We start from the raw sequence: 13230 nt of genomic DNA on the forward strand, positions 1-13230 counted from the left end.
GACCGATATGGCCACTGGCGCCTGCGGCATCGATTGTGACGTTTGCCAACTCAACCTGCTGGGTCATTGCAGTACCTGCGGACCTGGAAGAAGCGACCTGGCAACGGAAAAAAGTGCCGCCCAAACGCGGCGTTTCGGCCATCCCTGTGCAATCCTCGAATGTGCCCGGCTCAACCATATCGATTATTGCCCCAGGGATTGCCCGGGCTTTCCCTGCGACAATTTTACCGCATCGCAGTATCCCTATGGCAAGGGGTTTCTGGAGATGCAGCAGCGACGCCGCAACCAGGGACCACCGGCCGTTGATCCCTCGCGCCGGCCGATCCAGATTTCCGCCGATCTATGGGAGCAACTGCGCCGGCGGGATATGCCCACGGTTGCCAACTTCACCCTGACCGACATCGATCCTGCGTCCGGGCAAATCTGCTTTCGTTTTCTGAACCGGGATATTCTCGTGGACACCCACAAAAAATGTCTGCGGGGAAAGGCCCAACAAGGTTGGGAAAAAATTTCGGTCGTGCTGCTGGAGTTGACCGTGCTGGAATATTTTGCCCTTGTGGACCGTCTTTTTCCAATGGGTCGGGAAATGGTGGGCCCCGACGACCTGGCCGGCGCCCATTATTTCAGGGAGCGCGGCCGGCTCAACACCGCCGCGCTGCTGGCCCGTTACGGTGACGATCCCAACGGTTTTGCCGCCGTGGGACGCCACCTGGGCGGCAAGCCCGAAAAAATGGCCGATGTGGCCTTTCAGCTCACCCCGTTTCCGCGAATACCGCTTTACTACCTGCTCTGGCTGGGAAGCCGGGAATTCCCCCCGCGAATTTCGATTCTTTTCGACCGCTCCATCGAACGGGCGCTCTCCTCACCGGCGATCTGGAGCCTGGTGACACTGTGCAATTACTATCTGATCAAAGGATTTGAATAAAAACGGATCATATCGTCAGTGTCTCGCCAATCCGCGGCACCATAGCCGCGTAGCCTTCACTTCTGAGCTGTTCGGCAAAGGCTAGGCTCTGATCCTCTTCGCCATGCACCACGGCGATCCGTTTGATCTTCAGGCCGGATTGTTTGAGAAAACGAAGCATCTCGTTGCGATCGCCATGGGCGGAAAATCCACCGATTTTGACCACGTGGGCCTTCAGCGGGTACTCCTTGTTGAGAATTTTGACGATGGGCGGCTCGCCGCTGCGCCCCGCTTTTTCGTAAGCGGTGCCCAACTCAAGGATCCGGCGGCCCAGAGTATGGTTGGCCATGTACCCCACGATGAGAACGGTGTTTTTGGGATTGTGGATTTTGTAACGCAGGTGGTGCAGGATACGTCCGGCTTCACACATGCCTGAAGCGGAAATGACAATGTGGGGGGATTCCTCGCGCATCAGAGCCATGGAGGCCTCGACACTTTCCACAAATTGCACCTGCCGGAAAGAGAAGGGATTTTTGCCCTGCTGCAGGAACTGCTCGTGGGCCTCGCGGTCGTATACTTCCGGATGTTCACCGAACACCTTGGTGATGTTGGTGGCCAGGGGCGAATCCACATAGACCGGCTTGCGCGGCACCTCACCGCTGTCATACAACTCGTGGATCACGTAGAGCAGTTCCTGGGTGCGGCCATAGGCAAATGAAGGAATCAGCACGCTGCCCCCCCGATCAAAGGTCTCGTTGAGGGCCTGTTTGAGCCGCGGCCGCAAATCGACGACCGGTTCATGATCCCGATTGCCGTAAGTGCTCTCCAAAACCAGAAGATCCACGTCGCTGCCCGCAGAATCGAACCGGCTGGCCGGATCGCGCAGGATCGGTTTTCCGTAACGGCCGATATCACCCGAAAAACAGACCGTACGGGGATTGCCGTTGACCTCGCTGCGGATCATGGCAATCGCCGATCCAAGGATATGGCCGGCTTCATACAATGTGCAGGTGGTTTTTTTCCCGATGGTCACCGGACTGCGATAGGGGATCCCTTCAAAAAATGTCAAGGCCTCCTCGGCATCGGTGATCGTATAGAGGGGTTCGACGCCTTGAAGGTGAAATCGTTTGATGTAGCTTCCGATCACATCGGCATTGAGCCCGTGCTTGTTCTTTTTAAGCAGATTTTTGATCTCCTTGAGATCCCGTTTGCTCGTCTTGCCGTCTTCGCCGGGACGCATCTGGGAAAGCGCCGAACGGACGGTTTTATAGTTCAGATACCCGGCATCACTTTCCTGGATGTGGGCTGAATCGGGCAGCAGATAAGCGCTGGCATCGGCAGTGGCGCGGGTGCAGTAGACCCTGCCGGTAAATCCATTGCGGGTGATCAGTGGAATACGGCCGGAATGGTCGATATGGGCGTGGGACAGGACCATATTGGTGAGAATTCCCGGATCAAAGGGCAGCACCCGGTTTTTCTCGGCAGCAGCCTTGCGCCGCCCCTGAAACATGCCGCAATCCAGCAAAATCCGGTCATGGTCCGTACACAAAAGATGCATCGACCCGGTCACTTCCCTTACCGCCCCGTAAAACGTGATGTGCATGGCCGCCTGTCCTTTCTCGATTTCTGCGTGGATATCATCTGCGTCAACGAAGACAACTATCGGCCATTGGAAGGGAAAAAACAAGCGCCAAAAGGCGTCCGGCGGTCCGGATGGCCGATATCGAAGCGATATGGACAAAAAGCAAGTACCATGAAAGGTTCCCGTTTCCGCAAAGGTGGGTGGAGGGTGCCGCCATGGCCCTTTTGGCATACGTTCAGAAGGTATATTTGAATGACACCCCGATCAGGTAATAAAATTCAGGCAGGTAATCGTCGTTTGGTTGGGGCTGCCCCTATTGGGCAATCCTCATAAGGCTGATTTATCATGATGATAACCGGAGTGCGCTTTCAGAGGGCCGTATGACGGAAGCATACTCACCTTGCCGTAACCAATACATTTCCCACTTTGATCAATAAAGCGCCTGGTTACAACGAGCAACGGCACCTTCTTTTCACATCTTAAGATGTTGGCGGTCTCATCATCCGGGAGTTCTGCCGTTATTTCCATTTTTGTATAAAAAGCGAACGGCGCAGATTTCGCCGCTGCAATCTCCGGGAAAACGGCATAATTCAGCTCAGTTTCAATGATGGGGGTACCTTTATCGTACGGAAGATATTTGACGTCAAAAGCTAGGGGCTGTTTATCTTGTTTAATAACACGGCAGATTTTAATCGCTTTATTTGGCGCCGTAAAATTCAACGCCTTTTGAACTTCCGGGTCAGGGATGATCACTGTGACATTCTTGTAGGCAATATCATGGGCGCGGCCTTCCTCATTGAAAACAAGGGTAAACACGTCGTGTTCAGGCTCAGAAACAAAGTAACCCTTACCCGGCCACGAATAAATAAAACCGCCCTGTTCCAATATCCGCAAACTTTTTCTTATGGTTACGCGGCTTGTATTATAGGATTGGGCCAAAGTGTTTTCACTGGGTAATATATCCGATGGGTTGATCTCACCCTTAACAATCATCTTCTTTATGTCGTTAGCAACACTTTGGTAAACGGGTTGGCCACTGCTATTCATTATGTTTTCTTTCATCCATTATTTTCTTACAAAGCTGCATGTTCTCAATCGGCTGCCCGCCATAATAGTCAGCGCCAATGTCCTGGCTTGTGGTACGATCTATACAGCCGCCGCCAACAATGACAACAAATGAGTTGCGCAAAGAAAGCCTCGTAAGTTTATCGATCGTTTGCTCCATTCTTTCAACGACGAAGCTCATCAGACCACATAGCATGACAATATCGGGGTGGTATTTTTCTATTGCCTCAATAAAAATTTCTGTACTGACATCAACGCCAAGGTCAATCACTTCAAATCCCCCGGTTTCCAACGTCTGGCAGACAATATCTTTGCCAATATCGTGAATATCCCCCTCCATAACACCGATAAGAATCCGGCCAAGCGGTAAGTTTCGTTTTTTTAAGGTCACGGACGGCGGAAAAAGGGAAATGGCTTTGCGAAACAGGGTCCCGGCCACAATCAGATCTGCGATAAAATATTCCCCTTGTTCAAATAGTTTACCAACCTCACCCATTCCTTTTTGCAGCCATTCCATAATCATCCAGCGATCAGAGTCGGATGCGAGGAGATCTTCCATGCATGAAAAAAGCTCATCCTCCTCCAATTCTTTCATGGCTTTGATTAACGTCTCCCGTTTGTCCATCGTTTTGGTCTCCTTACCACGATGATTTTGTTCCAAGGGGGCTACGTACGGATTTATCCCCATGAAATTATATGACTTTTGCATCGGCGCGTTCCGTATGGATGAATTGCATTTCCTCTAAATAGATTCTATTGAAATCCGGATGCAAGTTCAATTCCTGATGTACGGCATTTTTCTGTATTTTCCGGCATTTTTGGGAAATCGCCTTGTCCAGTAAAAACAACTGTACCCCGGTGCCGGCCCCATTGCCGATCGAATGTACGGCAACCGTTTTGCATTGGGGCAATAGCCCGATAAATTGCGCGTTTTTGATATCCAAGTAATTTCCAAACGCGCCGGCCAAGCATATTTCACCGACTTCTTCTATCGATATCCCGTAAGTGCTGGTGAGAATACGACATCCGGCGGCAATGGCACCCTTCGCCTTCTGTATTTCCCTGGCGTCCAATTGTGTAAAATAAACAGCCGCATGATTTCCGTTTTCTTCCGGAAATGCCAATATAAACGCGTTCACTTCATGATCGGCCACATGTACCCTGGCCAGGCGGCATGAGAGATTATCTTTGCCGTATTCGTTTTCGTAGGCTTCCTCAGTCAGCATCCGACCCCGGGCATTGATGACGCCATTTTTGAGCAGTTCCGCATAAATATCTATAATACCGCTGCCACATATCCCGATCGCCGGTGCATCGTCAATGATATCAAGCAGAATATTTTTATTCTCATCTATATGAAAATGCTGAATGGCGCCCGCCGAAGCCCTCATGCCGCAGGCAAGCCCGGCACCTTCCAACGCAGGTCCGCATGCGGTCGAAGTGACCATGTATCGTTTGGCGGAACCACAGGCAATCTCCCCGTTGGTTCCAAGGTCGAACATCAGTCGTACCTTATCATCGTCAGGGAGACTGACCAGAACGCTCATTGTATCCGCCCCCACAAAAGCACCCATCAGCGGTAGAAACGTTACCACCGCTTCCGGGTGGATATGCAGGCCGGCCTCTCTTCCGCTGACCTCTATAAAATCATGACTCATTGAAACGAACGGTACCATGCCCAGGCTTTCCGGATATAAACCGAGGAAAAGGTGCTGCATAGTGGAATTACCGCACAATACTGCCTGGTATATATGGTTAAGAGCAACACCATCCTTGACAGATTGATTGAGCAAATCGTTGATCGTATCGACAATTTGCCGGCGAAGCACGTTGACCCCTTGCTCCTGCCGGTGATTCACGCAGTAATGAATCCTTGTAATGACGTCCGCGCCCAACGCCGTTTGTTGATTGAGCGCCGAGTACGTGCCGACCAATGTAAAATTGGTCATATCGTATAGGTAGCATACTACCGTCGTGGTGCCGATATCAATGGCGACGCCGTAAATATGTATATTCGCCTCATCGATCACGGCGTCGATAATTTTATTCCTATAGGTTACAAGCGTATAAGTAAGATCAGGATTTTCCAGCCGGGTCAAATGGGAAAGCTGCTTAAGGGCCGGATAGGTAATTGTCAATTGATATTTTTCCAAGAGTTTCGCGGCAAAAGAAGAACAATAGCCAGGCTCAAAATCCGATTTCGTCAAACGCAGATAAGACAGGTCAGGATTGATACGGCAATCGAGCCTGGTATTCACTGTCAATATCTTCACTTTTCTGTTTGCGGGATTGACGATGCGCTGCACGATTATGTCATCAACAACCGGATACTGACAGGACAATACGGTTTTCGGCTGGTCGGCGTCAATGATTTCTACCACACATTTTCCGCAAGTCCCCTTCCCGCCGCAAACCATATCCTGCGGATATCCTGCAAGAGAACATATCTCCGAAAGCAGCATCCCCTTTTCCGCCTTAAAAACATGATTATCGAAAACAAAATTTACATTGACCGTTTCTTGCATGTCTCGCCTCATCCATAATACCGAATAGGTTCCCGGTGACACGTTATATATTTCAGGAAATCATATCTAAAATACTGCACCTTGCCGTCGCGCAGAAAACACTTTGCAGGCTGGAAACAAACGGAATCGCTTCTAAATTTTTCTTTTCCACGGTTACCACCGGATGAACACCGCCCCGCTTATAAAACTCTTTCAGCACGCCCTTCCTGGCTGCTTTTGACGCAACTGCTTCGGCATCCGTTAGCGTTGTGCAGACCTCAATTTTTTCACCTGAGACACAGGAAACCTCATAAGGTTGAGAAGAACCTCGGATTTCCACCTCACATTTGGCCAAAATTTCCCCAAGTATTGCACCGACGGCATTGCCAACTTGCGCATTCGGCGGTACAAGGCAGGAAACATCGAAGTAATCCGCCACTCTCGGAATAAAGATCCCGGCGGGTGCGCCAATACCGACAAGGGAAAAATCGGAATTGAATTTTAGATGAAGATATCGGTTGCTTTTACCTGCGGAAAAATCCAATAAGCGGTCAATCTCCGCGGAATCAGCAATAGCAAAAAGCGAGGGTTCGGCGGTTATCAGTTTTTTGACAGCCAGCTTATACAGTTTCTGAGCGATCATTTCATAGATCATCGCGCAAAACGATTCCCCATCGCAGCCACATCTGTCCGCATAAAACCGCACGGCTTTCTCCGCTGTTGCCCTATCTCCGGAGATAAAATCTCCACGCACATGCATGATGTCCGTAGGTGTTAAAGCGCTCTTTCGGACATAACCGTTGGTTTCCAGATAGCCAAGGCCAAGATCCACAGACGCATGCCCAAATCGTTTTCTTAATGCGCCCAGGCTCTGGGGGCAATCCTTCAACAGTTGAATCGTGCCTTGCTCTGTTTCGTTTAAGGCCGAACCAGCCGCTGCCCCCGGTTCCTTATGCAAACAATAAAAAACCAGATCTTCCATAGGATGGGCCCCATGATCGACATCCAATGCCGCAAAATATTCTTTGACGGCAGGATACCGCCCGACCATCATGGAAAGCGGCCAAACCCGGCCTTCGCCCCAATGAATGCCATTTTTAAGGTCTGCCACGATTTCCGTATCACCACCGAGCAAGGCGGTACTAATATCGATGGCTTTCGTGGAAGTCTGAAACGCATCAATCCGGGCGCCCGTTTCACAAATGCGCACGGCACCATTTTCCACGATCGACACATCACTGGTGGTTCCGCCGATATCAATGACCACGGCGTTTTGCATCGCAGGTAAGAGCGCAACTGCTCCCAAAACACTGGCCGCCGGCCCTGAAAGCAAGGTTTGCACCGGCTTTTGCCTGGCATATTCCTCGCTCATGACCGTGCCGTCCCCCCGCACGATACAGATCTGGGGATACATCCCCCTGCGCGCCAGGCTCTGCTTTACACTATCCATGAATTCTGCAAAAACAGGAGAGAGTTGCGCATTTAAATAAGCATTGACGGCGCGACAAAGATAATTCAGTTCCGAAGAGAGCTCGCAACCGCAAACAATGGGTTTATCGCAAAGATCGAAGAGTATTTTTTTGGCGGTCATTTCCAAAATAGTATTCTTCATTCCCCATTTGGAAACAATGGCAAAGCAATCAAATCCTTTTTGCCATTGCATCATATGCCGTTCAAATTCAGGCCAATCGGGCTCTTCGCAGAGGTTTCCGCTCATATCAAGACCACCCTTGGCAAAAAATGTATCCGGAGCGGTATCCAAACCGACGGACCGGCCATATGCCTGCAAATCCTTGTCCGTCGAACCAAACAAGATGAGTCCGCAGCGGCGAAACTTTTTCTCGACACAAGCATTCGTCGCCAAGGTCGTGGAAAGAGAAAGCAATGCAATATTTCCGCCCTTGTTCGGATGCAGGTCAGTCAATAAGCGATCGATACATATCCGTAAATCTTCATGTGTGGTTGGCGTTTTGGCGGTCTTAAGCATCTCCTTTTTATCAATATCGATCAGTACGCCATCCGTGTAGGTTCCACCGGTATCTATTCCAATTGCCATCCTCATAGCCAAATTATTTTCCTACGCAAGCAAGCAGCGCTTTATTCGGCGATACCGAATAAAGCGCTGGTTTTCATCATTTCCAGACAAGATCAAACGCTGAATTCAATAATTGCCACGAGGACAAACTTGATCAGGTAATTCAGCTTTTCCTCATCGGTAGTTCCCGGTGGGCAGTAATCCATGTATTTCATGATTTCCTTAACGGAATCAAAACTCTCAACCGTCTGATATTTATCTTCCATTGATAACACCTCCTCGCTTACAGCCAATATTGAGACGCAAATTCGGCGACGGCCTTCACGTTCTCAGATTTGGCATCGTTGGGATACGAGCACATTTTATTTTCGGAAAGGATAAAGCCACCTTCCTGGCCAAGGGTATCGATCGCTCTCTTCGCCATTTCCACGCATTCCTGCGGAGTCCCACGGCTCATGACCGCATTTTGGAGGCCACCGCAAAGCGTAATCGTCTTATTTCTCTTCCGCACTTCATAAATGTCATCCAGTTCAACCTGAAGGGCAACAACACCGCGCGGCACTTCGTCGAAAAAGTCAGCAAAGCGGAGCCAATTGCCTTCTGAGAAAACAAACAGTTGTTTACCGGTTTCTACAAAGGTATCGATGTATTTTTTGAAAGCCGGCCAATAAATATCAGCAAATTGTTTTTCACTGAGAACCGTATGGGCCAGCATCAAACTGAATTCATCAAAAGGCTTTTCCATATCATAGCCACGCGGCAAAGAGCGGAGTTTTTCATTGACAGGCTCGAGGATCACTTCATCAATGGCCAAGCAAACTTCTTTTAGACAATATGGTTGAACGTTAACCAAGACGGCAATAAAAAGGCCTGCCAAACCTTGAAAACGTGGGTTATAGTGAGCGGTCCGTAAAAAACCTAACTACAGAGCCAAAATCAAGGAGGCAGGCCATGAACAAGATAGTAAAGTATGTTGGTTTAGATGTCCACAAAGATTCGATTACCATTGCTATCGCCGATGAAGGACGTGACGGAAACGTTCGAGTGTATGGAAAAATCAGCAACGACCTGGGGCAGATTGATAACGTCATGCGAAAACTGATTTCACAAAACGCCGAATTGCATTGTGTTTATGAAGCAGGTCCATGCGGATATCCAATCTACAGGCATTTAACAAGCAAGGGAATCGATTGCGTTGTCGTTGCTCCGGCGCTGATCCCCAAAAAAACCGGTGATCGGGTTAAAAACGATCGCCGAGATGCAACCCACCTGGCGACGCTCCACCGTTCCGGAGAACTGACGCCGGTGTATGTCCCCGATCAGGCCGATGAAGCACTTCGTGACCTGGTACGTGCACGAAAAGACATCCAAATATCGCTCCGCAAAGTCAAACAACAGATCAATGCCTTTTTATTGCGACAAGGGATCAATTATCCAGGTAAAAGCAAATGGAGTAAAGCGCATTTAAATTGGCTGGCGGATCTGAAGATGCCGCATCCGGCCCAGCACATTGCCCTTACCGAATACCTGGACGCCATGGGAGACCATGAGGCCCGCGTTAAGCGCATCGAAAAAGCGATTGAGCAATGTTGCCAAACCAGTCGATTGCTTCCGGTTATCGAGGCTCTGCAAGCGCTCAGGGGGATTTCTTTGCTCAGCGCGGTGACCGTCGTCGCTGAACTGGGGGATCTGAGCCGTTTCGATACGCCGGCACAGCTGATGGCCTATTTGGGTCTGATCCCATCGGAGCATTCAAGCGGTGGCACCATCAAAAAAGGCCCCATTACCAAAACCGGCAATACCCATGCCCGCAGGACGTTGATCGAATCGGCTCAGGCCTATCGTATGCCGGCCCGGAAAAGTAAGGCGATCCGTAAACGCCAGGAAGGCTTGCCGGACGATGTTTTGGATATTGCCTGGAATGCACAGCTACGACTATGCCACCGCTACCGCAGGTTGATTGCAAAGGGCAAAAACCATAACGTGGTCATCACCGCGATTGCACGCGAGTTGGCCGGTTTCATCTGGGCCATTGCCCGGGCTGTTCCAATCGTGGCCGCTGAAAGATGATTTGTTATAGCGTGGAAACCCAGGCCTATCAAGGCCAAGCCCTAAAGGGTGCTCCCTAAGGTCGCAGCCTTGACAGCCCTGACTTTCCACGCTGGGTGGGAATTAGCGACGGCGAGAGAAGCGCGACTGTTGCTCCGGCTCAAGAAGCTGGATAAGTACTTCTCTATAATCGATGATGCAAATAGAAAAAGAACTTATTGATTTTAAAAATGCTCAAGAAAGGATCGGCTTTATCAAAGAACAAATATAGCCATCGAGCTTTTGGATAGGGGCGCGGTCGCGGTTTGGAGAACCCTCGAAAAAGCTATCGGAATAGGCCTTCAGGCCGAAACTCCCGTCTTTAGACCGAGGCAGCTCCACGACGAAGCCTAGTCAGGCGGTATCCAATCCGCGAATATCAGAGTGCTCTACCGTCGTTATTGCAGACCCCGCCTCTATCCAAACGCTCGATGAAAATTATTGGCCCAAGTTTTTTGGGTATGGATAGGTTTTTCTCTTGACAAGTGTTCAACCATATCAGTTTTTGGGGATTTCTGCGCAAATCAAGAGACACGCCCTTAATCCCTCGGAAGAAAAGATACATAACCTCGAAACCGACTACGTTAGGCGTCCAGCCACAATAGCAGCCGTATTTGCCTCTGGCAAGATCATGTACGAGCCAGTCGCGAACATCGAACAATTCCTGCAGGGATTTAGCCGCTTGGGCATACTGTTCGGGGGTATATTTTTTAGCATTCGGAAATTTTTTGAACTGACCGATTTCCCATAAGGCTTTAAGGAAATTTTCCTTCATGGCATCGAGATGTTCCGCCTCAAAACAATATTTGTCATCGCAATTGAATTTTTCTTTGCCAAGATCATCATACCAGGAGTCGCCCAATGTATTGACCAGCGGGAAAGGATTTCTTACACCGGAGTCAACAACGGCGTCCACTTTATACTTTGAGAAAAAAAGATCCATGGCAATCTTGACTTTTTCATAATCATGGCACACTTCAGATACCGTATACCCGGCATCGGTCCATCTCCACGTCCAAATGTTCGCATAATATGGAATACGCGCCGGTTTTTTAAAAGCAATGGTATCCCTGAACAGCTTACATCTTTCCAGATATAACGCTTCTGCTTGTTTTTTATCCATTGTTTTTCCACTCCTTTCTTAAAATTAGACCCAGCTCTGGCAGGTATTGATGCCTTGCTGTGGACTATGGGCCCAAGCATCGGCACCGATATAGCTGCAGATTGCTTCGTTCACAGGATTGCCGCCGATCAAAATCTTGACCTGATCGCGCATGCCGTTTTCCTTAAAGGCGGCAACGGTCTTTTCCATGGATTCCACCGCAAGCGTAAGGCAACTGCTCAGAGCAATGATCTTGATACCCTGTTCTTTTGCCGTCTTGACAATTTCTTCGGGTTTAACATCAATTCCAAGATCGACCACTTCAAACCCGGCGGCAACCATCATTGCCTTGACAATATTCTTGCCAATGTCATGCAGATCTCCTTCAACGGTACAAATTAACAGTTTGCCTTTCTTCGTAGTGCTGTTCGGACCAACAAGCGCATCTCTTAGGATTTCGACGGATTCGGTCATCAATTCACCCGCATAGATTAAATCGCTAACAAAATATTCCCCGCTCTCATAGAGTTTACCAATGACATCCATGCCCTCGCGCAAAGCATCCATTGCTTTAGGGGCATCCTTTCCACCGTCTTTCATGACATCCTTGAGAATTGCATACAGCTCTTCTTCTTTCAAATCGCCCATTACCTCTTTGAGTCTTTTTTGGTCAAGCATCATTTCCCCTCCTTTTTTATTTTTTTGATGGAACCAATACGGCCGGTGCGACATGCATTATTGTATTTTCTGCAATGTTTGTCTTTATCAAGCAAAGCTTCTGCTGCCAAAAGAGTCCCATACAGATCGCGATTCAACGGATCGAGAATACCCGTATCAAGTCCTACCGAAAGAGCTAGCGTGAGGAAATTCTGGTTAATGAGTTTCCGAACCGGCAAGCCATAAGAAATATTGGAAAGGCCAGCAGCGATTTTCACGGTAGGATATACGGTTTTAATACGTGTGACAGCTTCCATAAAAATCATCATTGCCTTACTTACCGTGGCAAGAGACATTACCAATGGATCGATATGGAGGCGCTCTGGGCTGATATCATAACCGGCAGCCTTATCGATCAATTCGGAAGCAATATGTACTCTGGTATCCGCATCGGCGGGAATGCCATCATTATTGCAAGTTAGCGCGATAACTTGCCAATCTGTATTTTGCAGCAACGGAAATAATATGTCGCATTTATTGCCTTCATCGGAAACTGAATTTATAATGCCCGCCTGGCTGATCCGCGGAAATACTCTTTTAATCATATTGGGATCGGGACTATCGATACAAATCGGGGTATCGGTTGTGCCCTGAACAATATCGATCAGCCAACAAAGCGCATCATATTCTTCGGTAGGTTTGGTGCCGGCACAAATATCCAAATAATTGATACCCGCATCGACTTGCTTCAACGCGAGATCGCGAACAAAATCAGCATCTCTTTTTTGAATTGCCTCAGCAACAGAAGGTATTGCCCCATTGATTTTTTCGCCAATAATAAACATTTCTTCGCCCTTTCCCTCTATAAGAGTTTACTTGTTAATACAAGTATACACCGAAATTATTTCTTTTGTCAACATCCCACTCAAGATGAATTGAATTAGGATCAGGGCTATCGATACGAATCGGGGTCTCGGTTGCACCCTGAGAAAGATCAATCAGCCAACCAAATACATCATATTCCGCGGTAGATTTCGTAACGGAGCAGATATCCAGACAATCGCCCCTCCCGCATTGACTTGCCTCAACAGCTCTTTTTTGAATTGCCTCAGCAACAGAAGGCTTTACTCGAATGATTGTTTCGATCCCTCTCTACGAGAGTTAACTTGTTAATACAAGTATACATCGAATTTATTTCTTGTCAATATCCCATTTGAGATAAATTGAATAGGGAAGAGAAAAGGGTTTAGGCTGGCGCCATCTGGCCCACCGCCAATGGCAACGTCGCGGCCA

The 13230-nt window shown here is 48.8% G+C and carries 12 protein-coding genes; 2 read left to right on the forward strand and 10 right to left on the reverse strand.

Translation table 11 applies throughout. The features are described 5' to 3' along the window. The first annotated feature begins 7 nt into the window (after positions 1–7). Positions 8–925 (forward strand): DUF3786 domain-containing protein, encoded by a 918-nt coding sequence (locus GN112_RS11540; protein ID WP_155310355.1) that lies wholly within the window; start codon positions 8–10, stop codon positions 923–925. 7 nt (positions 926–932) lie between these two features. On the opposite strand, the gene GN112_RS11545 is transcribed toward GN112_RS11540, so the two are convergent. The 7 genes from GN112_RS11545 to GN112_RS11575 form a co-directional block, all read right to left on the reverse strand. Then, the gene (locus GN112_RS11545) at positions 933–2507 is read right to left on the reverse strand and encodes an MBL fold metallo-hydrolase RNA specificity domain-containing protein (protein ID WP_155310356.1); all 1575 of its coding nucleotides are present in this window, start codon (positions 2505–2507) and stop codon (positions 933–935) included. 306 nt (positions 2508–2813) lie between these two features. Next, positions 2814–3548 (reverse strand): GntR family transcriptional regulator, encoded by a 735-nt coding sequence (locus tag GN112_RS11550; protein ID WP_155310357.1) that lies wholly within the window; start codon positions 3546–3548, stop codon positions 2814–2816. After that, entirely contained in the window at positions 3526–4176 is a 651-nt protein-coding gene (locus GN112_RS11555; RefSeq protein WP_162458887.1) for a cobalamin B12-binding domain-containing protein, read from the reverse strand. The genes GN112_RS11550 and GN112_RS11555 overlap by 23 nt, the downstream gene beginning before the upstream one ends. A 67-nt stretch (positions 4177–4243) precedes the next feature. After that, positions 4244–6076, reverse strand: coding sequence for an ASKHA domain-containing protein (locus tag GN112_RS11560; protein ID WP_162458888.1), 1833 nt, complete (start codon positions 6074–6076; stop codon positions 4244–4246). 52 nt (positions 6077–6128) lie between these two features. After that, positions 6129–8111 carry a hydantoinase/oxoprolinase family protein gene (locus GN112_RS11565; RefSeq protein ID WP_162458889.1) on the reverse strand — a complete coding sequence of 661 codons (1983 nt, stop codon included), beginning with the start codon at positions 8109–8111 and terminating at the stop codon, positions 6129–6131. A gap of 92 nt (positions 8112–8203) precedes the next feature. Continuing rightward, entirely contained in the window at positions 8204–8356 is a 153-nt protein-coding gene (locus GN112_RS11570; protein ID WP_155310361.1) for a hypothetical protein, read from the reverse strand. Positions 8357–8373: 17 nt separating this feature from the next. Next, positions 8374–8904 carry a uroporphyrinogen decarboxylase family protein gene (locus GN112_RS11575; RefSeq protein ID WP_155310362.1) on the reverse strand — a complete coding sequence of 177 codons (531 nt, stop codon included), beginning with the start codon at positions 8902–8904 and terminating at the stop codon, positions 8374–8376. A 137-nt stretch (positions 8905–9041) separates the two neighbouring features. On the opposite strand from GN112_RS11575, the gene GN112_RS11580 reads away from it, so the two are divergent. After that, positions 9042–10160, forward strand: a complete 1119-nt coding sequence (locus tag GN112_RS11580) for an IS110 family RNA-guided transposase (RefSeq protein ID WP_155310363.1) — start codon at positions 9042–9044, stop codon at positions 10158–10160. A gap of 397 nt (positions 10161–10557) precedes the next feature. Here the strand turns inward: GN112_RS11580 and GN112_RS11585 are convergent, their stop codons facing one another. The 3 genes from GN112_RS11585 to GN112_RS11595 are packed head-to-tail and all read right to left on the reverse strand — an operon-like array spanning position 10558 to position 12782. Further along, positions 10558–11301: a uroporphyrinogen decarboxylase/cobalamine-independent methonine synthase family protein gene (locus tag GN112_RS11585; protein WP_155310364.1), complete on the reverse strand. Its 744-nt coding sequence runs from the start codon at positions 11299–11301 to the stop codon at positions 10558–10560. A 24-nt stretch (positions 11302–11325) separates the two neighbouring features. Further along, entirely contained in the window at positions 11326–11961 is a 636-nt protein-coding gene (locus GN112_RS11590) for a cobalamin B12-binding domain-containing protein (RefSeq protein ID WP_197743314.1), read from the reverse strand. Next, positions 11958–12782, reverse strand: coding sequence for a methyltetrahydrofolate cobalamin methyltransferase (locus tag GN112_RS11595; RefSeq protein WP_155310365.1), 825 nt, complete (start codon positions 12780–12782; stop codon positions 11958–11960). Before GN112_RS11595 ends, GN112_RS11590 begins: the two co-directional genes overlap by 4 nt. Between the last annotated feature and the right edge of the window lie 448 nt (positions 12783–13230).

The organism is Desulfosarcina ovata subsp. ovata (genome assembly GCF_009689005.1).
GTDB lineage: Bacteria > Desulfobacterota > Desulfobacteria > Desulfobacterales > Desulfosarcinaceae > Desulfosarcina > Desulfosarcina ovata.